Below are 23374 nucleotides of genomic sequence, written 5' to 3' on the forward strand. Positions count from 1 at the left end.
CTAGATATCGAAGTTGATCATTTGGCGCATGACGAGGATGCCGATCGACATCCAGCCGAGGCCCAGGCCGAGAATCAGGTGGCCGCGCGAATCCGTGAACAGGATCATGATGTAGTCGGGCGATGTCAGGTAGACGAGAAGGGTCACGATGAAGGGCAGGGCGCCGATGATGGCGGCCGAGGCCTTCGCTTCCATTGAAAGGGCGTTCACCTTGTCGCGCATCTTGCGCCGCTCGCGCAGCACGCGCGAGAGATTGCCGAGCGCCTCGGACAAGTTGCCGCCGGCCTGGCTCTGGATGGCGATGACGATGGCGAAGAAGTTGACTTCCTGCAGCGGAATGCTGGTGAACATGCGCGCGCAGGCTTCCGGCACGCTCAAGCCCACTTGCTGGGCCTCCACGATCTTGCGAAACTCCGTGCGCACCGGCTCCTGACCTTCCGCGGCGATGAGGCGCAGCGCGTCCGTCAGCGGCAGACCCGACTTGATGGAGCGCACCATGACGTCGAGGGCGTTGGGAAGTTCGGCAAGGAACCGCTTGAGGCGGCGCTTGATCATGAAGCCGATGAACCAGCGCGGTAAGCCGAGTGCCGCGATCACGGCAATGCCCAGGCTGATGAGCAGGCTGACACCGGCAAGGATCGAGAGCACGAAGGCGAACAGTCCGAAAACAGCGCTGTAGATATAGAATTTGGAAACCGGGATCGACAGGCCTGCCTGGACGAGCTTGGCCTTCAGGGTCGTTGCGACGCGCCTGGTTTGCTCCTGCTGCTTCTTTTCGAGATCCTTCAGCGAATCCTGCACGGATTTGCGGCGCTTCGACAGCTCCTGCATGCGGTCGCGGGCGGCCTTGGCCTTGGATTGGTCGGTCTCGGCCGCGTGAACGCGTCGTACGCGGTTTTCCGCCTTCTTCTGCGCCTCGATGCGCGAGAAGAGCAGACCATAGGTGAGCCCCGCGGTGGAGAGGGCTGCCAGCGCGAAGATCGCGACGATGGTGATATCCAGTCCGAACATCTCGCCCCCTTACGGCTTTTCCATCGCGTCGAGCGTTGCCGCCAAGCGCTTGTCCTCGTTGAAATAGCGGGCGCGATCCCAGAAATGCGGTTTACCGATGCCCGTGCCCGAATGTTTGCCGATGATGCGGCCGTTGGCATCCTCGCCATCCATTTCGAAGCGCATCAGGTCCTGGGTGACGATGACGTCGCCTTCCATGCCGACAACCTCGGTGATGTGCGTGATGCGGCGTGAGCCGTCACGCAGGCGCGAGGCCTGGATGATGACGTCGATCGAGCCGGCGATGATTTCGCGCACGGTCTTTGCCGGCAGCGTATAGCCGCCCATGGCGATCATCGATTCCATACGGGAAAGGCACTCGCGCGGCGTGTTGGCGTGGATCGTGCCCATCGACCCGTCGTGGCCGGTGTTCATTGCCTGCAGGAGGTCGAAGACCTCGGGTCCGCGCACTTCGCCGACGATGATCCGTTCGGGGCGCATACGCAGGCAGTTCTTGATGAGGTCGCGCATGGTGATCTCGCCCTCGCCCTCGATGTTGGGCGGGCGGGTTTCAAGGCGCACGACATGCGGCTGCTGGAGCTGGAGTTCGGCGGAGTCTTCGCAGGTGATGACGCGCTCGTCCCGGTCGATATAGTTGGTCAGGCAGTTGAGCAGCGTCGTCTTGCCCGAGCCCGTACCGCCTGAAATGACGAGGTTGCAACGCACGCGGCCGATGATCTGCAGGAGGGTCGCGCCCTCAGGCGTGATCGAGCCGAACTTGACGAGCTGGTCGAGCGTCAGCTTGTCCTTCTTGAACTTTCGGATGGTAAGCGCGGTGCCGTCGATGGCGAGCGGCGGGGCGATGACGTTGACGCGCGAGCCGTCGGGCAGGCGCGCGTCGCAGATCGGGCTCGATTCGTCGACGCGGCGGCCGACCTGGCTGACGATACGCTGGCAGATGGAGAGAAGCTGGGCATTGTCGCGGAAGCGGATCTCCGATTCCTGCACCTTGCCGGCGACTTCGATATAGGTCTTGCCCGCGCCGTTCACCATGATGTCGGCGATGTCGTCGCGCGCCAGCAGCGGCTCGAGAGGGCCGTAGCCCAGAACGTCGTTGCAGATATCGTCGAGCAGTTCCTCCTGCTCGGAAATCGACATCGCGAAATTCTTGATCGTGATGATGTCGTTGACGATGTCGCGGATTTCCTCGCGCGCGCTCTCGGTGTCCAGCTTGGCGAGCTGGGACAGATCGATCGTGTCGATAAGCGCGGAGAAAACCTGGCTCTTGGTGTCGTAGTAGTCCTCGGTGCGCGGTGTGCGGCGGCGCGCCGTTGCACCGGACGCCGGCGCCATCACCGGTGCGGGCGCCGGTTCGAAGACGGGTTGCGCCGGTGTGGCGGTGACCGGCCGTTCCGCCGTCACGGTCTGGGTAGAAGCGGGCATGGCATGAGCCGTCTGGCCTGCCGAGGCGCCCTTGCCTGAACCTTCATTGCCGCGTTTGCCGAACATGCCTTGTCATCCAGTCTGTTGCGTCGCCCCTCGGATCTATCTGGGAGGCTTGTTGGGGCCTACTTGCGGCCGAGCAGGCCCAGCATCTTGCCGAGGCCGGCCTTCTTGGGTTTCTTGACCGTCGAGCGGCCCGTCACGATATGGGCGAGCTGCGAGAAGGTCTCCGCCGTTGGCGCTTTCTTGTCTATTTCCGCGATCATCCGGCCGCTGTTGGAGGCCGTGCCGAAGAGCTGCGCATCGAAGGGAATGATCGCGATCGGCTGAATGCCGAGCGGCTCGCAGAAGTCTTCAGGCGCGATTTCCGGACGCTTGGGCAGACCGACCTGATTCAGCACCAGATGCGGCGGCTTGTCGTTCGGTCGCAGCTTTTTCAGGGCGTCCAGCATGTTCTTCGCATTGCGCAGGTTCGCAAGGTCGGGCACGGCCGTGATGATCACCTCATCGACCTCCGACAAGAGCGTGCGGGTCCATTCGGACCAGGCATGCGGCACATCCAGCACGGTCACGGGCGCGCTGCGCTGCAGCACCTCGACGATCGGCTGGAAGGAGCTTCGATCGAGATCGTAGGCACGGTCCAGCATGGAGGGTGCGGCGAGCAGGGACAGGTGATCCGAGCATTTGGTCAGAAGGCGGTCGAGGAAGACTTCGTCGAGCCGGTCGGGCGCGCTGATCGCTTCGGAAATGCCCTGCGGAGGATCCTGGTCGAAATCGATATTGGCCGTGCCATAGGGCAGGTCCAGATCGGCAAGAATGACTTCCGTCTGGAAGAGATTGGAAATGTCGAAGGCGCAGTTGTGCGCGATCGTCGAGGAACCGCAACCGCCCTTGGCGCCGATGAAGGCGATCGTGCGGCCGAGCGGCTCGGCGTCCGGATCGACGAAGATCGCCGCCATGGCGTTCAGCACCTCGGCCATGCCGACGGGGCCGACCATATATTCGGAAATGCCGTTGCGGATGAGGTCGCGATAGAGCGGGATGTCGTTGTAGCGGCCGACGATGACGACCTTGGTGCTCGGATCGCACACCTGGGCCAACGGCGCGAGCTCGTCCATGATGCCGCCCGGCTCTGTCGACGTTTCAAGGATCAGGAGGTTCGGCGTCGGCGCGGAGGCGAACATGTTGGCCGCCGCCGCGATGCTCGCACTCGATATACGCAGGCTCGCCTTGGCCATGCGGCGATCCTGGCCGCAGCGTTCCATCGTGCGCAGCATCGCCTCGCTTTCGCAGAAGGCATGCACGGAGATGCGCGGCAACGGGCGCACGGTCTCGATCTCGACGGGCCGGACGGCCTCGTCTGCCATACCCTCGCCAGCACGTTCAATGGTGTAGTCTACTGTGCTCATCGTCATGCCCGTTCCTGGTGTCCGGCGGACCGGAGGGAGTGGTTCCGCGTGCCTGCCGTCAGAAATCCGGCTGACCGTGATCGCGGTAATCCTGGATCACCACGTTGCGCTGCTCGGCGTCGATCGGGGTCATGCCGCGCGGCTGGACGAGATCCATCGGATTGGCGATCTGGGCCGCGAGGTTGGCCTGCGTTGCGCAGCCGAAGTTGTGATAGTTCTTGTTTTCCACCGTGTTTTCGACGAGGTCCTCCGGCCATTCGCCGCAGGGGCCTGCCTTGGCCGTGATGGCGAAGAAGGCAAGCCGGATCGGCGCCGCCGGCCCATAGCCGCTCGCGTCATAGTTCGTCTCGATCACCTGGTCGCGCTTGACGCCGGCACCGAGCAGGGTTGCGCGGATTTCCTTGCGCATGCGGTCCGCCGTCGCGGCATTGGCCGAACCGCGCGGCAGCATGATCTGCACTGCCCCGCGCGACTTTGCGGCATGGTCGGCGGCAAAGCCGCGGATGTTGTCGCGCACGCCCGTCGTCAGCGACCGGTCTCCGGTGGCGATCGGGATGTCGAGCGTCTGCGCATCCTCGGTCAGAACGATGGGATGACGCGTGCGATAGTCGTCCGGGATTGAGCCGGTGGCGTTGCGATCCGGCCGCGTGCCGCAGCTGGAAAGCGCCATGGCGGAAACGATGAGGGTTACAGTGAACGCGGCGCGCATCGGGCGGCTCCTAGCGGAAAGACGGATGGTCTGGATCGTTTCGCTCATGGGTTCGCTCGTCACTTGTAGATGAAGCCGATGGAGCCGTGGTAGTTGCCCGACGGCATCGCGTCTTCCTTGCGGCCGTAGACCTTGTTCACCCGTCCGAGGAAGAAGCTGGCAGCGTCGTTGGTCGCGTTGAAATTGTCGTCGGGACGCGAGAGCGCCGTGCGCGCGACCGGCCGCACGAGATAGGGGGTGGCGATGATCACCATTTCCGTCTCGTTGCGCACGAAGTCCTTCGAGCGGAAGAGCGTGCCGAAGATCGGGATCTTCGACAGGCCCGGCAGACCGGACATCGCCTGGCGGATATCGTCCTTGACGAGGCCGGCGATGACGATGGAGCCGCCGGAGGGCAGCTCGACGCTGGTCGTCGCCTCGCGCCGACGGATGCCGAGTGCCGTCAGGCCGGGAATGTCGCTATGGGCGAGGAAAGTGGCGGAGCCTTCGAAAGTCGGCTCGGAGACCTCCGTCTGAACGCGCAGGCTGATGCGCCCCGGCGACAGCACGACCGGCCGGAAGTTCAGCCGGATACCGTATTCGACCACATCGACCTTGCGCTTGATCGAGCGCTTGCCCTCGTCGTCGACATCGATTTCCTGCTCCGTCGCCAGGCGGAAGTCGCCGCCGACATAGAATTTGGCTTCCTCGCCGGAGATGGCGGTGAGGCTGGGTTCGGCAAGCGTGCGCATCACGCCGGCCTGTTCCATGGCGCTCACATAGCTCGCAAGAGAGAGACCGCCGATGCTGCCGGCGAGAGAGCCGCTGGAGACCCAGTCGGCTGCGCCGCCGAGATTTGTCGGGTTGCGGAAGGAGATGCCGCCGGCCGAGCCCTGGGCGGAGCCGTTGAAGCCGAGCTGCTTGAGAACCTGGCGGCTGACCTCGGCGACGGTCACCTTGAGCGTGACCTGGTCCTCGCCCTCGATCTTCAGCATGTTGACGACCTGGGAGCGCTGGCGGTCTTCGCCGAAGATCGCCGCGTCGCCATTGTTGCCCTGGGCAGTGATGTTGCGCGTCGTCGCTTCACCGCCGGTCAGGAAGATTTCGGCAAGCCGCGTCGCCTGGATGGCATCCTGCGGCGTGCGCACCGTGCCGTTCAGGACGATGTTGTCGGAGATGATCTCGACCTGGATGTCGGAGTCGGCGATGAAGCGGCGCAGATTGGCTTGCAGGCCGTCGATGTCGCGCTCGACGGTGAGGTCGATGCTGACGATCTCCTCGCCGCCGGGTCCGAAGATGAAGATGTTGGTCTGCCCGACTTCCTTGCCGAACAGGTAGATGCGGCGCGAACTGCGCGTCACGGCGTCGGCCTTGACGGGATCTGCGACGAGGATGTCGTGCGCGTCCGTCGGCAGATCCACTACGATGGCCTTGTTGAGCCCAAGCTTGACGGCCTTGCGGGTGCCCGGCCCGCTGTTGCTGATGCGGATGACAGAGGCGGTCGCCGCCTCCGCGGTTGCCACGGGTGCGAGCGGAAGACCGGAAAAGGCGAGGCAGACGCTCAGCCCGCCGGCGACAGAAGCCCGAAAAGTCCTTGCGATTCCAAACACGGTCAGCTCCTGGTCACTGCTTGGCGGCGCTAGCGCCGTTGACGATTTCACCGGTCTTGATCACCTGTACGAGCGGCACCCCGTCACCGCCGGAAAGCAGGTATTCGGCAGCGCCCGTATCGGATTCCTGGGCGTCGGCGACGCTGCGCAGCGCCAGCTGCAGCCGCTCGGCCATCTGCTGGGCGACGGTGATCACCTTGGTCTGGTCCGGCGTCAGTTCGAGCGTGGCGGTGGTGCCGATGGCCGATTTGGAACCGTCGGGGTTTTCCTGGATCTGCTGGTCGATGGCCAGCACGCGCACATTCGACAGCACGGTCTCCGTCAGGAAGGACCCGACGTCGCTCTTGCGCACCATGATCACGTCGACGCGGTCGTTCGGCAGGATGAAGCCGCCGGCGCCCGTCGCGACGGAGATTTCGGTCGCGACAGCGCGTTTGCCGGCCGGCAGCAGCGAGGACATGATGCGGTTGCTCGAATCGGCGATCTTTTCCTGGCGGATCGGCTCGCCGTTGAAGATCGGCATGCGGGCAATGGCGCCATCGAGGCTTTCCATCGCGTCCGGCCGGTTCTGATCGGTGATGAAGCCCTCGACCACAGAGCCTTGCGGCCACGCCGCCCAAGTGAGCGAATCGGCTTTGAGCCGCGACCCGACAGGCAGGCTTTCACGCGCCACAAGCACGTTGACGGTCGGCTCCCGTTCGATGACGGGATCGCTCTGGGCGATGGCCGACTTGCCGCCGCGGGCGACCTGCAGGGCGAGCAGGCCCGCTATGCCGGCCGACACGACAGCCACTGCCAGAATGATGATTCGCGCCGGTCTCATATGGATTCCCTGGTGGTGCGGACTCTTCTATCCACCCACATTGACCGGCAATGGTGTAATTATGGTTAATAAGCGCCTTACGGGTATGGTTAACGCTGCGCTAATGCGGGGAGTTTACGCTCGACATTTCAACAAATGCAAAAGCCCGGGATGCAGGACATCCCGGTCGTCTATCTTCATCGTCGAGAATATGTGCGTCAGCCGAGAGCGGCGAGCATCAGCGGGGAGGACGGATAGGCGACGAAGGCCGCCGCGCCGATCGCGATGCCGTAGGGCACCTTGCGGCCGGAAAGCAGGTGAACCGGCACGGGCAGGCCGGAAGCATGGACCATGGAGGTCTTCGCCCGCAGGATGAGGATGCCGAGCGTCAGAAGCCCGCCGAAGGCCGATACATAGATCATGTATTCCATAAGGGAGGGATTGATGCCGAACCAGACGGCACTGGCCGACAGCAGCTTCACGTCGCCGCCACCCATCGTGTTGAGCGCGAAGAGGACGAAGCCGATCGAGAACATAAGAAGGCCTGCGCCGAGGTGCATCGCGATCTCGGTGAGGCCGAGACCGGCAAGGGGGGCCGCGACGAGGAAAGCGCCAAGCAAGATGACCGAAACCCGGTTGGGAATGGTCATTGTGAAGAAATCGGAAAACGCTGCGACTGCAAGACAGAACGGAAAGATCACGAAGATCAGAGCCTGTGTCACGCGACATTCTCCCGATATCCGGCCAGTTCAGACCGGTGAGCTCCTGGAATGGAGAAGCCGCCCTCCAAGGACGGCGGCTTCCCCCTGATATGTGTGACCGCCCGATATCAACGGGTGTCGGTGAGCTGCGTGTTCAGGAAGTTGAACTGAGCGTCAAGGCCCTGGCCGAGGGCGCGGGCACCGGCGATGAGAGCGACGGAAATCAGGGCGGCGATCAGGCCGTATTCAATGGCGGTTGCGCCAGATTCGTCCTTCATAAGGCGAGCGAAAATCTTGGTCATGGTATTCTCCTAGCTCCACGAGTGTTGGTTCAGCACGTCCGCCAACTGTTTCCGTTGTTCGGATGACTGCAACCTACAGTCCTGCCATTGCCATCGGCTTAAGGAAGTCAGTTAATCTTATCCTAACGTGAGGCTGTCGAAAATATGGTCGCCAAAGGGTTAATGTCCTCACGCGCGATTCTCTCATGCTTGCGGGCGGCATCCCGGGTCGCTGTACCGTCTCGCGGCGCCGGCACGCGGAAAAGCCGTGCGCCGCCTTAAGGCTTCATTCACCATTCCCGGCGATGCTGGTCTCATAGTATCGCCGGGATGAGTGATTATGGGACGCGACTGGATTTTCGCTGCGAGAGCAGCAAGGCTGGTGACGGCCGCCCTTCTTGTGGTGTCGGTGGCGGGAGCCGCTAACGCGGAAGAGCCCTTCATGCGCGTCTACATGGATCATGCGCGGGTGCTCAAACTCGACCGGCCGGTGAGCAAGGTCATTATCGGCAACGCCAAGGTGGCCGACGCAACGGTGGCCGATGCCAGGACGATCGTGCTGACGGGCCGCAACTTCGGCACCACCAATCTCGTCCTCCTCGATGCCGACGGCAATGCCATCGTCGACGAGCGGATTCTGGTGTCGATCGACGAAGGCAATACGGTGCGCGTCTTCCGCCAGACGGATCGGTCCGTCCTGTCCTGCACGCCAAATTGCGAAGAGCACGCCACCGAGCGGCCGTCGGACGGCTGACCGCTGTTGCGCTTCGGTTGCCCAAAAGCGGGAAACCATTCAATTCTTCTGCTCCGTACACACGAAAAATAAACGGTCGGCGATCTAGTCTTTTCCCATCCAGATATGGGAACGGATCGCGATGATGCTCGATCACACGAAAAACATACGGCGACGGTCGATAAAAGGCCTGTTCCGCCGTTTTCTCGCCCGCCGCGACGGGGCGACGGCAATCGAGTTCACGCTCCTCAGCCTGCCGTTTTTCATGATCGTCTTTGCGTCGCTCGAGACCTTCGTGGCGTTCTCGGCCGAGCAGGTTCTGACCAGCGCCAACGATACCATGGCGCGCAAGATCCGCACGGGCGAGATCACCTTCAATCTCGGCAAGACCACGGATATGAGCCAGGCGCAGTTCCGCAAGGCCTTCTGCGACGAGATCGCGATCCTCATGCCCTGCTCGCCCACCGAGCTCGCGACGCCGGACAAGCTGTTTATCGACGTGCGCTCCTTCCCGAAGTTCACGGACATTCCCAAAGCGATCCCGCTGACAGGCGCGTCTCTCGACACTGCCGCCTTCAAGTTCTCCCCCGGCGGCAAGAAGTCGATCAATATCATCAGGGCCTATTACCGCTGGGACATCGTCACGGATCTTGTCCGCCCCTACGTCTCGAACATCAAAACCGCCGACGGCTCCCAGCAGAACTATCTGATGGTCGCGACCGCCGTGGTCCAGAACGAGGACTATCCGTGATGGGCAGCCTTTCCCCGCTTCCGGATGCCGACAGGAAACAGCAATCGTCCAAGGGCGGCGTGTTTCTCAAGCTGCGTCGCCTCATCGAGGACCGCCGCGGCGTCGGCGCCATCGAGTTTGCGATCGTCGCGCCGCTCCTCGTCATGGCTTATGTCGGCGCTTTCGAGATTTCCGTCGCCGTCACCATGTTGCGCAAGGTCAACCGTGCCTCGAGCACCGTGTCGGACCTTCTCACGCAAAGCCAGTCCACGAACAAGGCCACGCTCGACACGATGAAGGAGGTGACGAAGACCGTCATCGCTCCCTTCGTGCAGGATGGGTATTCGCTGAAGATCACGGGCATCGCCGTTGCCGCGGACGGCAAGGCGACGGTTGCCTGGTCGCGAGACCAGGATGCCGGCAAGCCTTATGCGGTCGGCGCCAGCGTCACGCTGCCCTCGACCCTGGAGGCCAAGAGCACGTTCATCGTGCGCACGGAACTCGTCGTGCCGCATGAGGTGCTTTTGATGATGCCCAGCTTCGCCTCGACCTTCAACAAGGTCAATCTCTCCAAGACGAGCTATTTCCGGCAGCGTACCGGTGACAAGATTTCGTGCTCCGACTGCTGAGACGAGCCTGTCCCCCGGCGCGATTTTTCTTGAACCCTTCTTGGTGCCCGTGTCATGTCTGACGGTTCATCCCCCCGCCCGGCGAGGGGATGCGGGTAGACGGCAGGTGGTCCATGGCGCGAGCCTTTCTCTTCGTTCTTGATTCCTTCGGTATCGGCGGTGGGCCGGATGCGGCGGCGTTCGGCGATCTCGGCGCCGATACGCTCGGCCATATCGCGGAATTCTGTGCGGCCGGCGTCGCCGACCGGCCGGGCTTGCGGCAGGGGCCGCTGAAGCTGCCCAACATGTCGGCGCTCGGCCTGCTGCACGCCGCCCGCGCCGCGACCGGTCGTTTTCCCGAGGGCATGGACGTGCCGCAGCGCGTCTTCGGCTATCATGGTGCGGCAAGCGAAGTCTCGAACGGCAAGGACACGCCGTCGGGTCATTGGGAGATCGCCGGCACGCCGGTCACGTTCGACTGGGGCTATTTCCCGTCGGAGGGCGATGCTTTCGAACCGGAACTCGTCGAGGCCATCTGCACCGCCGGCAACGTGCCCGGCATCCTCGGCAATTGCCACGCCTCGGGCACCGATATCATCGCGCGCCATGGCCTTGAGCATAGGCGCAGCGGCAAGCCGATCTGCTACACGTCGTCGGACAGCGTCTTCCAGGTCGCCGCGCATGAAGGCACGTTCGGGCTCGACCGGCTGCTTGCCTTTTGCGAGACCGTGCGAAAGATCCTCGACGAACGGCCGGGCGGGCGCATCGGCCGCGTCATCGCCAGGCCTTTCACCGGCAGCACGCCCGAGACGTTCGAGCGCACCGGCAACCGCCGCGATTATTCCGTCCTGCCGCCGGAACCCACATTGCTCGACCGCCTGACGGACGCCGGCCACACGGTGCATGCGGTCGGCAAGATCGGCGATATCTTCGCCCATCAGGGTATCGGCACGCTCACCAAGGCGAATGGCAACATGGCGCTGTTCGACGCGACGCTCAGGGTCATGGACGAGGCCAAGGACGGCGATCTCGTTTTTGCCAATTTCGTCGATTTCGACATGCTCTACGGCCATCGGCGCGACGTCGCCGGTTATGCCGCAGCGCTGGAAGCCTTCGACCGGCGCCTGCCGGAGGTGGACCGCAAGCTGAAGCCCGGCGACATCGTCATCCTCACCGCCGACCACGGCTGCGATCCCACCTGGCGCGGCACGGACCATACGCGCGAGCGTGTGCCGATCCTGAGCTTTGGCCCGGGCCTGCGCTCGCGCCTTATCGAAACCCGAACGACCTTCGCCGATATCGGCGAGACTGTCGCGCGCCATCTCGGTATCGCGCCCGGCCCGAACGGAAGGAGCTTCCTGTGACCAGGACCATGCCCAAGGCGGAACTGCACTGCCATATCGAAGGCGCGACCCCGCCGGCGCTTGCCGCCGCCCAGGCCAAGCGCTACGGCATCGACACGTCTGACTTCATCAAGGATGGCGCCTATTCGTGGCAGGATTTCACCAGCTTCGTGCAAAGCTATGACGCGACCGCCAATCTCTTCCGCACCGAAGAGGATTATGCGCTGCTCACCGAAACCTATCTGACAGAGATCGCCGAGGCCGGGGCGATCTATAGTGAGCTGATCGCCTCGCCGGATCAGGGCGATGCCGTGGGCATCGGCGCGGATGCCTATATGCGCGGTCTTGCCGAGGGTGCCGAGCGTGCCAGGGCGAAGACCGGAATAGAGACCCGCATCCTCGTCGTCGGCATCCGCCATTTCGGGCCTGAGCGCGTGGTGAGGGCGGCGGAATATGCAGCGCGCCGGCCGCATCCGCTCATTACGGGCTTCAACCTTGCCGGCGAGGAGCGCATGCATCGCGTTGCCGATTTCACCCGTGCTTTCGATATCGCCCGTGATGCCGGCCTCGGCATCACCATCCATGCCGGCGAATTGTCGGGCGCCTTCAGCGTGCGCGATGCGCTCGACCATGTCCGTCCGTCGCGCATTAGCCATGGCGTGCGTGCGATCGAGGATGCCGATCTCGTGAAAAGACTGGCGGACGAGGGCACGGTGCTGGAAGTCTGCCCCGGCTCGAATGTCGCGCTCGGCGTCTTCGAGAATTTCGAGAACCATCCGCTGCGGCCCCTGCACGCGGCTGGCGTGCGCGTCACGCTCAATTCCGACGATCCCCCCTTCTTCCATACCTCGCTTGCCCGCGAATACGAGATCGCCTCCACCGTCATGGGCTTCAGCGACGATGAGATTCTTGGAATGACCCGGATGGCCATCGAAGCGGCGTTCGTCGACGAACCGACGCGGCAAAAACTGCTTTCACGCCTTTGAGAGGCAAGCCGGCTGTGGGGATGTTGCCCCCGGCCGGCTCTCTTCTCTTGCAGGCCCCTGCCGTTCCATGGAAAAAGAGACGTTTACTCGATTTCGGAAGGTTGGCCATGGACGGCGTTACAGTCATCAATCACCCGCTCGTGCAGCACAAGCTGACCATCATGCGCAAGGTGGAAACCTCCACGGGTAGCTTCCGCCGCTTGCTGCGTGAAATCTCGACTCTGCTCTGCTACGAGGTGACGCGCGACCTGGAACTCACGACGGCGCGCATCCAGACGCCGCTCGAAGAGATCGACGCGCCCGTCCTCGAAGGCAAGAAGCTGGTCTTCGCCTCGATCCTGCGCGCCGGCAACGGCCTTCTCGAAGGCATGCTGGAACTGGTGCCCTCCGCCCGCGTCTCCCATATCGGCGTCTACCGCGATCACGAGACGCTGGAGGCGGTCGAATATTTCTTCAAGGCGCCCGACAGCATCGACGAGCGCCTCGTCATCGTCGTCGATCCGATGCTGGCGACCGGCAATTCGGCGATTGCCGCCATCGACACGCTGAAGAGCCGCGGTGCGACGAACATCCGCTTCCTCTGCCTGCTCGCCGCGCCCGAGGGCATCAAGAGTTTTCGCGCGCACCATCCTGACGTGCCCGTCTATACTGCGTCCATTGACCGCCAGCTCAACGAAAAGGGCTACATCGTGCCCGGCCTCGGCGATGCCGGCGACCGCATGTACGGCACGAAGTGAACCGTTAACCGGTCATTCACCAAGTGGATCGAAGATCGTGGAGAGGGGAGCCTCCGGGCGCCCCTTTTGCCGTCCGTTAGTCGGAAGCGTGTTATTTCGGGACAGATTCTCCGGAGACCTGTCCATGTTCGTTCGCAGCCTCGTTCTTGTCGTTGGTTCCGTCGTTGCCGCCGCCGCCTTCGTGCCCGGCGTGGCGACCCGCTATCTCGACGCGACAAGCGGCAAGGCATCGGAAGAAGCAAGGATCGAGAAGGCCTCCGTGCCGGCAGGACAGGATGCGGCGCGCTACACCGGCAATCGCAGCGCCGTCATCAGTGCCGATGCCAACGGTCATTTCAGCGGCCTTTTCTCCATCAACGGTCGCAAGGAAGAAGGCCTCATCGATACGGGCGCCAGCATGATCGCGCTCAATGTCACGACCGCCCAGCGGCTCGGCATCGACAAGGCCGACCTCAACTTCCGCTATGCCGTCGAGACGGCGAACGGCAAGGCCCGGGCGGCCTATGTCCGTCTCGACAAGGTCGAGATCGGTCCTGTCAAGGTCGTGAATGTCGGCGCCATGGTGATGGACGACAAGGCGCTTTCAGGTACGCTGATCGGCATGAGCTTTTTGAAGGGGCTCGCCTCCTACAAGGTCGAAGACGGCCGCATGCATCTCACGCGCTGATGCGCGTCAGGATATCGGGCGGGAGAGCCGGCGCTTCCGGTGCAATCGGATAGAACGCTGCCAACCGTTGTGCCGCCCGCCCCGCATCTTCGGTATTCGCCGCATGCACACGGCCGATCTCGTCTCCCTTTTCCACCCGCGTACCGAGCGGCAAAAGCCGGTCGAAGCCGACGCGATGGTCGATGGTGTCGTCCGGTCGGCTGCGCCCGCCACCGAGTTCGATAACGGCGAGGCCGACGCCACGCGTATCGCAGACACTCAGATAACCGGACTGCGCGGCGATGACCTGTCGGATGACCGGTGCCGACGGAAGATAGGCGTCGGCGTTCTCGATAATATCGGAGGGGCCGCCAAGCGCGTGCACCATGCGTGCGAAGACGTCGGCCGCCGCGCCGCTGGCGAGCGCCTTTGCCGCTTTCGCGTCGGCGCGCACGCGGTCCGTTTCCGCGCCTGACAGCACCAGCATTTCAGCGGCGAAAGCGAGCACGAGGCGCTCCAGCCGCGTCCCTGCTTTCTCGCCTTTCAGGAATGCGATGCAATTGGCGATCTCGACGGCATTGCCGGCGGCATCCGCCAGCGGCTGGTTCATGTCCGTGATCAGGGCGGAGGTTTTCACGCCCGCGCCGTTTGCCACCTCGACCAGAGAACGGGCAAGCGTTTCGGCTTCAGCGGCATCCGTCATGAAGGCGCCGTTGCCGACCTTCACGTCGAGCACCAGCGATTGCAGGCCCGCTGCAAGCTTCTTGGAGAGAATGGAGGCGGTGATCAGCGGCACGGAATCGACCGTCGCCGTCACGTCGCGGATCGCATAGATGCGCTTGTCGGCTGGAGCGAGGTCCGCCGTCTGGCCGATGATGGCGCAGCCGACATCTTTGACCGTGCGGCGGAAGAGGTCCGCCGAGGGCATGATCGTGTAACCGGGGATCGCTTCCAGCTTGTCGAGCGTTCCACCGGTATGACCGAGGCCGCGGCCCGAGATCATCGGTACGGCAAGCCCGCATGCGGCGGCGACCGGCGCGAGCATGAGCGAGACATTGTCGCCCACGCCGCCGGTCGAATGTTTGTCGGCGATCGGCCGGTCGATATCCGACCAGGCGAGCACATCGCCCGAGTCGCGCATGGCCAGCGTCAATGCCACCGTCTCGTCGCGCGCCATGCCATTGAACCAGATCGCCATGGCGAAGGCGGCCACCTGTCCCTCCGAAACGCCGCCATCCGTCACACCGGCGATGAAGCGGGCGATTTCATCAGAGGTGAGGGTTTCTCCGCTGCGCTTGCGGCGGACCGTCTCCTGCGGCAGCATTTCAGTAGCTCGCGGGCGCCGATGGTGCGGATTGGCCGTCGAGCACGGAGAGGATGTCGCCAAGCAGGCCCGACGCACCGAAGCGGAAGGTCTTGGGCGTCGCCCAGCCTTCGCCGAGGATCGAAGCGGCCAGATCGAGATATTCGCGCGCATCCGTCACCGTGCGCACCCCGCCCGCCGGCTTGAAGCCAACGGGCTTTCCGCTGGCCTTGATGGCATTCAGCATGATCTCGGCGGCTTGCAGGGTGGCGTTGACGGAAACCTTGCCGGTCGAGGTCTTGATGAAGTCTGCGCCCGCGGCAATTGCAAGGTCGGAGGCCTCGCGGATCAATGCCGGATCCTTCAGTTCTCCGGTTTCCAGAATGGTCTTGAGAATGACCGGCGGTGTGCAGGCCGCTTTTACCGCCTCGACCATCTCGGTCACGGCCGCTTCGTCGCCGGCAATGAAGTCGCGGTAGGGGATCACGAGGTCGATCTCGTCTGCGCCGTCGGCAATCGCTTGTTTCGTCTCGGCAATCACCTCGGCAACCGTCAGATTGCCGGAGGGGAAGTTGACGACGGTGGCGATCTTCACCGCATGGCCGGCGCCGAGAATGCCGCGCGCCTGCGCAACGAAACGCGGCCAGATGCAGATGGCGGCCGTCGTGCCGAAGGGCGTCTGGGCCTGCGCGCAGAGCTTTTCGATCGCGGCTGCGTCGCAGGTATCCGTGAGATCGGTCAGGTCGAGCAGCGTGAGCGCTTTCCTTGCGGTGTCCTTAAGCATGGTCGGTGCCTCCGCCCGCGATCATTTCGGCGAGGATGGCGGCAAGCCGCTTTCCGCCGATCGGGGCCATGTCCTTGGTTTCGTGATGGCTGAGTTCGCCGCCCGTCATGCCGGCGCCGAAATTGGTGATGACCGAGGCCGCCGCAACCTTCAGGCCGAGATGGCGGGCGATCAGCACTTCCGGAACGGTGGACATGCCCACGGCATCCGCACCGAGGACGCGCGCCATGCGGATTTCCGCCGGCGTCTCGAAGCTCGGGCCGGAGAACCACATGTAGACGCCCGATGAAAGCGGGATATCCAGCGTCTTTGCGGCTGCGTCCATGCGGGCGGCAAGATCGGTGTCATAGGCATTGGTCATGCCGACGAAGCGATCGTCGCTGTCCAGGCCAACAAGCGGATTGGTGCCGGAAAAGTTGATGTGGTCGGAAATCCGCATCACCGAGCCGGGCGGCATGTCCTCGCGCAGCGATCCGGCGGAATTCGTGAGGATCAGCGAAGTGACGCCGAGCCCCTTCAGCACCTCGATCGGTGCGCGCATCGCATTCGCGTCGCCGCTTTCATAGTAGTGCACGCGGCCGGACAACATGATGACGGGGATAGCGCCGAGATAACCGATAACGAGTTCGCCGGCATGGCCGGAGACCGTGCTCACCGGGAAGCTCGGCAGGTCGGCATAGGGAATGCGCAGCGGGTTCTGCACGGCCTCCACCAGGGAGCCCAGGCCGGAGCCGAGCACGATGCCGTAGCGCGGCAGCACGCCGGCGAGACGGGAAATCAGGAAGTCCGTGGTTTGAACGCTCATCCGAGAATATCCGTCGCAAAGCTGTGCGGCAAAAGCTCGTCCATCGTCATGGTCTTCTTCACGCCGGTCTCGTCGCACAGATAGATCGGCGTTTTCGCGGTGGCGAATTCCGCGATCTTCTGCCGGCAGCCGCCGCAGGGCGGGCAGAGCGGCAGTTTTTCGGCGATCACGGCCATTTCGACGATCTTCTTGTTGCCGGCCATGATCATATGGCTGATCGCGGTCGGCTCGGCGCACCAGCCTTGCGGGAAGGACAGGTTTTCGATGTTCGCGCCGGCGTAGATTTTTCCATCCTCGGCGCGGATGGCGGCGCCGACCGGAAACTTGGAATAGGGCGCATGCGCGAAGGCCATCGCCGCGCGGGCCGCCTCGAAGAGATCGTGGGACATGTTATCGTTCCTTGACGTAGGGCACGCCGCCGGCCTTCGGCGGAATGGCCTTGCCGATGAAGCCCGCAAGCAGGATCACGGTGAGGATATAGGGCAGGGCCTGCATCAACTGTACCGGCACCTTGCCGATCAGCGGGAAGGCAAAACCCTGGTAGCGGATGGCGAAGGCATCGAGGAAGCCGAAGAGCAGGCAGGCGAAGAGGATGTTCTTCGGCCGCCACTTGGCGAAGATGAGGGCGGCAAGCGCGATGTAGCCCTTGCCCGCCGTCATGCCCTTGGTGAAGCCGGCGCCGGCCGAAAGCGACAGATAGGCGCCGGCAATGCCGCAGAGGATGCCGCAGCAGATGACGGCGCGATAGCGCAGCCAGATGACCGAAATGCCGGCGGTATCGACGGCACCCGGATTTTCGCCGACGGCGCGAAGCCTGAGACCGAAACGGGTGCGATACAGGATCCACCAGCTCGCCGGCACCATCAGGAAGGCGAGGTAGGTCAGCGGCGAATGGCCCGACAGCAGGCCCGAATAGATCTGGCCGAGGATCGGCACGTCACGCACGGCATCCGCGAAGGGAAGCTGGATCGCGCCGAAACGGCCGCTTTCGGAAAGCGCCGGCGTGCGGCCGCCCTGTCTGAACCAGGCCTCGCCGAGGATGACGGTGGAGCCGGCGACCACGAAATTGATCGCAACGCCCGAGACGATCTGGCTGCCGCGCTGGGTGATCGAGGCGTAGCCGTGCACCAGCGAGAGCAGCACGGAGACGAGGATGGCGGCGAGCAGGCCCATATAGACCGATTGCGTTATATACGCGACGCAGCCGGCGGCGAAGGCCGCGCCCAACATCTTGCCTTCCAGCCCGATGTCGAAGACGCCGGCACGTTCGGTGAAGAGGCCGGCAAGGGCGGCAAGGATCAGCGGCGTCGAGAGGCGGACGGTGGACTGGGCAAGCTCGATGAAGACCTGAAAGAAATCCATGGCTCAGGCTCCCTTGGTGGCCGCGACGTCGCGCGTCTTCGGCGAAAGGCCGATGACGAGACGGGTTATGGCCGGACGGAACATGTGTTCGAGCGCGCCGGCAAACAGGATCACCAGACCCTGGATGATGACGATCATGTCGCGCGAGATGGACGGCATCTCGAAGGAGATTTCCGCCCCGCCCTGGTAGAGCATGCCGAAGAGCAATGCCGCCGGGATGATGCCCGCCGGATGCGACCGCCCCATCAGCGCCACCGCGATGCCGACGAAGCCGGCGCCCTGAACGAATTCGAGCTGCATGCGGAACTGTTCGCCCATGATCGGGTTGAGCGCCATCATGCCGGCAAGGCCGCCGGAGATCATCATGGTGATGACGATGATCTTGGCTTCCTTGATGCCGGCGTAACGCGCGGCGGCGGGGCTATGGCCCATCGTGCGCATCTCGTAGCCGAGCTTCGTGCGCCAGATCAGCACCCAGACGCCGAAGGCGGCAACCAGCGCCAGCAGGAAGGAGATGTTGAACGGTGCGTTGCCGACGGAAAGGCCGAAGATCGACATCAGCCAGTCCAGCTTGGGCAGCTGGCCGCCTGCCTCGAAGGTGCGGGTTTCAAGCGACATCGAGCCGAGCGGCTTGAACACCTTGTTGAGCAGGTAGTTCATCAGGCTTGCGGCGATGAAGTTGAACATGATCGTCGTGATGACGATATGGCTGCCGCGTTTTGCCTGCAGCCAGCCGGGAATCATCGCCCAGAGCGCGCCGAAGAAGGCGGCGCCCAGGATGGCGATCGGAAAAACGAGATACCAGGGCAGCGTCCGGTCGAGCGCAAGGCAGGCGAGCGCCACGCCGATGCCGCCGACATAGGCCTGCCCTTCGCCGCCGATATTGAACAGGCCGGCATGGAAGGCGACGGCGACCGCAAGGCCGGTGAAGATGAAGGTCGTCGTGTAATAGAGTGTGAAGCCGATATATTCGCCACGGCCGAAGGCGCCGTTGATCATGTGGTAGGCGGCTTCCAGCGGGCTTTCGCCGACGATCAGAACGACAAGGCCGGAAATCAGGAAGGCGACGGCGAGGTTGACCAGCGGGATCAGGCCATATTCGGCCCAGGCCGGCAGTTTTGCGTGAGGGACACTCATTCCGCGGCCTCCTTCGGGCCTTCCACACCGGCCATCAGCAGGCCGAGTTCTCCTTCAGTTGCGTCAGGCGCGCGCTCGCCGACGACGCGGCCGGCGAACATCACGAGAATTCGGTCGGACAAAGCACGGATTTCATCGAGCTCGACGGAAACGAGCAGCACGGCCTTGCCCTGGTCGCGCATCTCGATGATGCGCTTGTGAATGAATTCGATGGCGCCGACATCGACGCCGCGTGTCGGCTGGCCGATGATCAGCACGTCAGGGTTCCGCTCCATCTCGCGGGCCAGAACGATCTTCTGCTGGTTGCCGCCGGAGAAGTTGGCGGTCTTGAGCCTCGGGTTCGGCGGACGGATGTCGTAAGCCGCGATCTTCTCCTCGGCTTCGGCCCTGATGGCGTCGATATCGAGGGTAAAACCCTTCCGGTACTTTGGGTCGTCGTGATAGCCGAGAATGGCGTTCTCGCTCTCCTCGAACTTCAAGACGAGGCCGACATGGTGGCGGTCTTCGGGCACATGGGCGAGGCCGCATTTGCGTAAGTCTGCCGGGTCGGCATTGCCGGTCACATCGACGGGGCGGCCGTTGAGCAGCACGGTGCCGGATTTGGCGCGGCGGATACCGGAAATCGCCTCCAGGAGCTCCGACTGGCCATTGCCGGCCACACCGGCAATGCCGACGATCTCGCCGGCGCGCAGGTCGAAGGACACGTCGTCCACCATGGTCACGCCACGGCTGTCGCGCACCGTGAGGTTTTTCACCGAAAGCTTCACGTCGGCGGGCTTGGCTGCGCCCTTTTCCACGCGCAGCAGTACGCGACGGCCGACCATCAGCTCGGCAAGCTCCTCGACGGAGGTCTCCTTCGTCGTGCGCGTCGCCACCATCTCGCCGCGGCGCATGACGGAGACCTCGTCGGTGATCGCCATGATCTCGCGCAGCTTGTGGGTGATGAGGAGCACGGTTTTGCCCTGATCCTTCAACTGGCCGAGAATGCGGAAGAGGTGATCGGCCTCGGCCGGCGTCAGCACACCCGTCGGCTCGTCGAGAATGAGGATATCGGCCTTGCGATAGAGCGCTTTCAGGATTTCCACGCGCTGCTGGATACCGACGGGCAGTTCCTCGATCACGGCGTCCGGATCGACTTCCAGCGCATATTCCTTCTCGAGCCGCTTCAGCTCGGTACGCGCCTTGGTGATGCCGGCATTGAGGATCTGGCTTTCCTCCGCGCCGAGCATGATGTTTTCCAGCACCGTGAAGTTTTCGACCAGCATGAAGTGCTGGTGCACCATGCCGATGCCGGCGGCGATCGCCGCGTTCGGATCGCGGATGTTGACCTTCTGGCCATTGATCAGGATGTCGCCATGATCGGCCTGGTAGAAGCCGTAGAGGATCGACATGAGAGTGGATTTGCCGGCGCCGTTTTCGCCGATGATACCGTGAATGGTGCCCTTGCGGACCTTCAGGTTGATATTCCGGTTGGCGTGGACGAGGCCGAAGCTTTTGTCGATGCCCTGCAGTTCGATTGCCAGTTCGCTCATGACGATCCACTCTTACGGGGATTTAGGGCCGACGGGCCGTTTTTCGGCCTGCCGGGTCGCAGTCTTGTTGCTTCCAGAGCACTTGTCCAGTCCGATTGCGGGCTGGGGGCTGCGCCGCTATAGCTCGTTGCGGCCGCACGAAGCGACGAGGACACCATGACCGATCTTCCCGAAGATACCGACGCCGAGCGCATCGCGCGCCTGGAAGAGCATGTCGCCCACCAGGCTCATACGATCGAGGAACTCTCAGACCAGCTCGCCGAACAGTGGCGGGTGGTCGAGCAGGTCAGGACGAAGCTCGACCGGCTGACGGAACGGTTTCTCTTGCTGGAAGAAGGGGCTGGTGAAGCCCCGGCCGTCACCCGCCCGCCGCATTACTGAGCCAACAGCGCCGCAGGACGGTTTGTCCGGAAAACGGAATCGGCCCGTCTGCTTTCGCAAACGGGCCGTCAATCCGCTTAGTAAGGGCAGGTCTCGTCCGTCATGTAGTCGTGGACCTTCACCGTGCCGGCGATGATGTCGGCGCGCGCCTTGTCGATGGCGGCCTTCATTTCCGGGGTGATCAGTGGTGCATTATTGTCGTCCATGGCAACATCGACGCCGCTTTCCTTCAGGCCGAGCACGTTGATGCCAGGCTGGAACTTGTCGTCCTTGGCCGACATGAAGGCATCGTAGACGGCGACGTCGACGCGCTTGACCATCGAGGTCAGGACCTTGCCCGGATGCATGCCATTCTGGTTGGAGTCCACGCCGATGCCGAGCTTGCCGGCGTCGGCCGCAGCCTGGAGAACGCCAACACCCGTGCCGCCGGCTGCGTGGTAGACCACGTCCGAACCCTGGTCGAACTGCGACTTGGCGATTTCGCCGCCCTTGACCGGGTCGTTCCAGGCGTCCGGCGTCGTGCCCGTATAGGCTTCGAGCACCTTCATGTCGGAACCGAGCGACTTCGCGCCGCCGATATAGCCGCAGGCGAATTTGTGGATGAGCGGGATGTCCATGCCGCCGACGAAGGAGACGGTCTTCGACTTGGAGGCCATGCCGGCGAGGATACCGGCGAGCCAGCCGCCTTCCTCTTCCTTGAACACGACCGAACGGACGTTCGGCTTGTCGACGACCATGTCGATGATGGCGAACTTGGTGTCGGGATATTCGGCGGCGATCTTCTCAAGCTGTGCTGCCCAGGAGAAACCGGCCATCACGATCGGGTTGTTGCCGTCGCCGGCGAAGCGGCGCAGCGCCTGCTCGCGCTGGGCGTCGTTGGCGATTTCGAAGTCGCGGTATTCGATGCCGGTTTCGGCCTTGAATTTTTCCGCGCCGTTATAGGCCGCTTCGTTGAACGACTTGTCGAACTTGCCGCCGAGGTCATAGATGATCGCCGGCTTGATATCCGCGGCGAAAGCGCTGGCCGACATGGCAGCCGTGGCAAGAAGAGTGAGAAGGGTTTTTTTCATTGTGCAGCCCTGTTCGCTATTGATCTTATAGGGACCTTCCGAGCAGCGCTTGAAGAAGCGCACGACGGAGCCACCGACCCGTTCCCTTGGGTCAGGCTGGCGGCATCCTTGCATGCCTCCGGGAAAAATTCACCAGAAATTTTTCAGTTGGTAAAAAATAGAAACCGCCGCAAACGAGGCTGGAGAACCCTGTTCGCGACGGCGCGCATTTCACAGAATTGCCGGCGTCGTCAGCCGATGGCGCAGGCCACGCCCGTGCCGCGCAGGCCGCAATAGCCGCCGGGATTCTTGGCGAGATATTGCTGGTGCACGTCCTCGGCGAAATAGAACGGCCCGGTCCTGGCGATCTCCGTGGTGATGCGGTCGGTGCGGCCGGCTGCGGTCAGCGCCGCCTGGTAGGCGTCGCGAGCGCGCCGCGCCGTTGCCAGGTCTGCCTCATCGTCGAGATAGATCGCCGAGCGGTAGGTCGTGCCGATATCGTTGCCCTGGCGCATGCCCTGCGTCGGGTCATGCGCCTCGAAGAAGGCCTTCAGCAGCGCTTCGAGCGTCACCTTGGCGGGGTCATAGACGACGAGCACGACTTCGGTATGGCCGGTCAGGCCCGTCGTCGTCTCGTGATAGGTCGGATTGGGTGTGAAGCCACCGGAATAGCCTGATGCCGTTACCCAGACACCCGGTATTTTCCACAGGAGCCGCTCGGCGCCCCAGAAGCAGCCCATGCCGAACAGCACCGTCCTGAAGCCCTCGGGATAGGGACCCTGCAGCGGGTTTCCGTTGACGAAATGCGCCTCCGATGTGGGGATGGGCTGGTCGCGGCCGGGAAGCGAGGCCTCCGGAGCGGGCATGACGGTCTTCTTGTTGAACATGTCGATCAGGAACATGAATGGCCTCCTGGCCGGGCCGCGCAATCCGGCGGCGGTTTCGTTTCTCAGGCGGTGAAGCGGCCTGCAACGCGCGGGCGCCGGTAGGCGATCACCCAGAAGAACAGCGAGACGGCAAGCAGCACGGCGAAGGCCGGCTGCGACAGCACCCACATGGCCGCCGGATCCCAGGCATAAGGGAACTTGCGCATGATGCCGTCAGCGACGAGCGCGATCGTATCCGGGCTTGCCGTGCTCCAGGCGACGGCAAGCGGGGTCAGCACCGGCTCGGAGGCCGAGACCGACTGGATCGCGTCGATTGTGCCCGCCATGACGGCGACGACGAGGGCGAAAAGACTGATAGCCTTCAGGATGAACCGTATCATCGCACCCTCCCGGTGCCTGCCGGGAGCCGAATTCCGCTCCCCTTCCT

General features: G+C 63.4%; 26 protein-coding genes. 8 read left to right on the top strand and 18 right to left on the bottom strand.

Translation table 11 applies throughout. From position 1 onward, the window contains the following. From MUO32_RS16010 to MUO32_RS16045, 8 genes are all read right to left on the bottom strand, one after another. The gene (locus tag MUO32_RS16010; protein ID WP_257949360.1) at positions 1-1011 is read right to left on the bottom strand and encodes a type II secretion system F family protein; all 1011 of its coding nucleotides are present in this window, start codon (positions 1009-1011) and stop codon (positions 1-3) included. Positions 1012-1020: 9 nt separating this feature from the next. Next, positions 1021-2499, bottom strand: a complete 1479-nt coding sequence (locus MUO32_RS16015) for a CpaF family protein (protein ID WP_257949361.1) — start codon at positions 2497-2499, stop codon at positions 1021-1023. Between the two features lie 59 nt (positions 2500-2558). Continuing rightward, positions 2559-3842, bottom strand: coding sequence for a CpaE family protein (locus tag MUO32_RS16020; RefSeq protein WP_257949948.1), 1284 nt, complete (start codon positions 3840-3842; stop codon positions 2559-2561). A gap of 58 nt (positions 3843-3900) precedes the next feature. Continuing rightward, a complete protein-coding gene (locus tag MUO32_RS16025) occupies positions 3901-4551 on the bottom strand; it encodes a CpaD family pilus assembly protein (protein WP_257949949.1) in 651 nt (216 codons plus the stop codon). A gap of 59 nt (positions 4552-4610) precedes the next feature. Next, entirely contained in the window at positions 4611-6140 is a 1530-nt protein-coding gene (locus MUO32_RS16030) for a type II and III secretion system protein family protein (RefSeq protein WP_257949362.1), read from the bottom strand. Between the two features lie 13 nt (positions 6141-6153). Beyond that, entirely contained in the window at positions 6154-6963 is an 810-nt protein-coding gene (gene cpaB / locus MUO32_RS16035) for a Flp pilus assembly protein CpaB (RefSeq protein ID WP_257949363.1), read from the bottom strand. A gap of 197 nt (positions 6964-7160) precedes the next feature. Beyond that, complete coding sequence (locus MUO32_RS16040; RefSeq protein WP_257949365.1) at positions 7161-7664, bottom strand: prepilin peptidase; 504 nt, start codon at positions 7662-7664, stop codon at positions 7161-7163. Positions 7665-7771: 107 nt separating this feature from the next. Further along, entirely contained in the window at positions 7772-7945 is a 174-nt protein-coding gene (locus MUO32_RS16045; RefSeq protein WP_257949366.1) for a Flp family type IVb pilin, read from the bottom strand. Positions 7946-8264: 319 nt separating this feature from the next. Between MUO32_RS16045 and MUO32_RS16050 the strand changes: the two genes are divergently transcribed. From MUO32_RS16050 to MUO32_RS16080, 7 genes are all read left to right on the top strand, one after another. After that, a complete protein-coding gene (locus MUO32_RS16050; protein ID WP_257949367.1) occupies positions 8265-8678 on the top strand; it encodes a pilus assembly protein N-terminal domain-containing protein in 414 nt (137 codons plus the stop codon). Positions 8679-8799: 121 nt separating this feature from the next. Then, entirely contained in the window at positions 8800-9408 is a 609-nt protein-coding gene (locus MUO32_RS16055; protein ID WP_374708670.1) for a TadE/TadG family type IV pilus assembly protein, read from the top strand. Then, positions 9408-10016 (top strand): TadE/TadG family type IV pilus assembly protein, encoded by a 609-nt coding sequence (locus tag MUO32_RS16060; protein ID WP_257949369.1) that lies wholly within the window; start codon positions 9408-9410, stop codon positions 10014-10016. The genes MUO32_RS16055 and MUO32_RS16060 overlap by 1 nt, the downstream gene beginning before the upstream one ends. Positions 10017-10129: 113 nt before the next feature. Then, positions 10130-11359, top strand: coding sequence for a phosphopentomutase (locus MUO32_RS16065; protein ID WP_257949370.1), 1230 nt, complete (start codon positions 10130-10132; stop codon positions 11357-11359). Between the two features lie 8 nt (positions 11360-11367). After that, the gene (locus MUO32_RS16070; protein WP_374708680.1) at positions 11368-12324 is read left to right on the top strand and encodes an adenosine deaminase; all 957 of its coding nucleotides are present in this window, start codon (positions 11368-11370) and stop codon (positions 12322-12324) included. Between the two features lie 107 nt (positions 12325-12431). Continuing rightward, positions 12432-13061: a uracil phosphoribosyltransferase gene (gene upp, locus MUO32_RS16075; protein ID WP_257949372.1), complete on the top strand. Its 630-nt coding sequence runs from the start codon at positions 12432-12434 to the stop codon at positions 13059-13061. Positions 13062-13185: 124 nt separating this feature from the next. After that, positions 13186-13728 carry a TIGR02281 family clan AA aspartic protease gene (locus MUO32_RS16080; RefSeq protein WP_257949373.1) on the top strand — a complete coding sequence of 181 codons (543 nt, stop codon included), beginning with the start codon at positions 13186-13188 and terminating at the stop codon, positions 13726-13728. On the opposite strand, the gene deoA is transcribed toward MUO32_RS16080, so the two are convergent. From deoA to MUO32_RS16115, 7 genes are read right to left on the bottom strand one after another with little or no spacing between them, the layout of a single operon-like run. Continuing rightward, positions 13718-15031 carry a thymidine phosphorylase gene (gene deoA / locus MUO32_RS16085; protein WP_257949374.1) on the bottom strand — a complete coding sequence of 438 codons (1314 nt, stop codon included), beginning with the start codon at positions 15029-15031 and terminating at the stop codon, positions 13718-13720. The two genes, MUO32_RS16080 and deoA, sit on opposite strands and share 11 nt — an antisense overlap. Before the next feature lies 1 nt (position 15032). Continuing rightward, positions 15033-15794 (bottom strand): deoxyribose-phosphate aldolase, encoded by a 762-nt coding sequence (gene deoC / locus MUO32_RS16090; RefSeq protein ID WP_257949375.1) that lies wholly within the window; start codon positions 15792-15794, stop codon positions 15033-15035. After that, entirely contained in the window at positions 15787-16599 is an 813-nt protein-coding gene (locus MUO32_RS16095) for a purine-nucleoside phosphorylase (protein WP_257949376.1), read from the bottom strand. The genes deoC and MUO32_RS16095 overlap by 8 nt, the downstream gene beginning before the upstream one ends. After that, entirely contained in the window at positions 16596-16988 is a 393-nt protein-coding gene (locus tag MUO32_RS16100; protein ID WP_117367381.1) for a cytidine deaminase, read from the bottom strand. The genes MUO32_RS16095 and MUO32_RS16100 overlap by 4 nt, the downstream gene beginning before the upstream one ends. Before the next feature lies 1 nt (position 16989). After that, entirely contained in the window at positions 16990-17961 is a 972-nt protein-coding gene (locus MUO32_RS16105; protein WP_257949377.1) for an ABC transporter permease, read from the bottom strand. Between the two features lie 3 nt (positions 17962-17964). Continuing rightward, positions 17965-19098 carry an ABC transporter permease gene (locus MUO32_RS16110; protein WP_257949378.1) on the bottom strand — a complete coding sequence of 378 codons (1134 nt, stop codon included), beginning with the start codon at positions 19096-19098 and terminating at the stop codon, positions 17965-17967. Beyond that, the gene (locus MUO32_RS16115; RefSeq protein ID WP_257949379.1) at positions 19095-20630 is read right to left on the bottom strand and encodes an ABC transporter ATP-binding protein; all 1536 of its coding nucleotides are present in this window, start codon (positions 20628-20630) and stop codon (positions 19095-19097) included. Before MUO32_RS16115 ends, MUO32_RS16110 begins: the two co-directional genes overlap by 4 nt. Positions 20631-20786: 156 nt before the next feature. On the opposite strand from MUO32_RS16115, the gene MUO32_RS16120 reads away from it, so the two are divergent. After that, the gene (locus tag MUO32_RS16120; protein ID WP_257949380.1) at positions 20787-21011 is read left to right on the top strand and encodes a SlyX family protein; all 225 of its coding nucleotides are present in this window, start codon (positions 20787-20789) and stop codon (positions 21009-21011) included. 77 nt (positions 21012-21088) lie between these two features. Here the strand turns inward: MUO32_RS16120 and MUO32_RS16125 are convergent, their stop codons facing one another. From MUO32_RS16125 to MUO32_RS16135, 3 genes are all read right to left on the bottom strand, one after another. Further along, positions 21089-22081, bottom strand: a complete 993-nt coding sequence (locus tag MUO32_RS16125; RefSeq protein WP_257949381.1) for a BMP family protein — start codon at positions 22079-22081, stop codon at positions 21089-21091. A 230-nt stretch (positions 22082-22311) separates the two neighbouring features. After that, entirely contained in the window at positions 22312-22962 is a 651-nt protein-coding gene (msrA, locus tag MUO32_RS16130) for a peptide-methionine (S)-S-oxide reductase MsrA (protein WP_257949382.1), read from the bottom strand. 47 nt (positions 22963-23009) lie between these two features. Beyond that, positions 23010-23327: a hypothetical protein gene (locus MUO32_RS16135; RefSeq protein ID WP_257949383.1), complete on the bottom strand. Its 318-nt coding sequence runs from the start codon at positions 23325-23327 to the stop codon at positions 23010-23012. Positions 23328-23374: the final 47 nt, after the last annotated feature.

Origin of the sequence: Shinella sp. CPCC 101442, assembly GCF_024704725.1 — a bacterium.
In the GTDB taxonomy this organism is placed as follows: domain Bacteria; phylum Pseudomonadota; class Alphaproteobacteria; order Rhizobiales; family Rhizobiaceae; genus Shinella.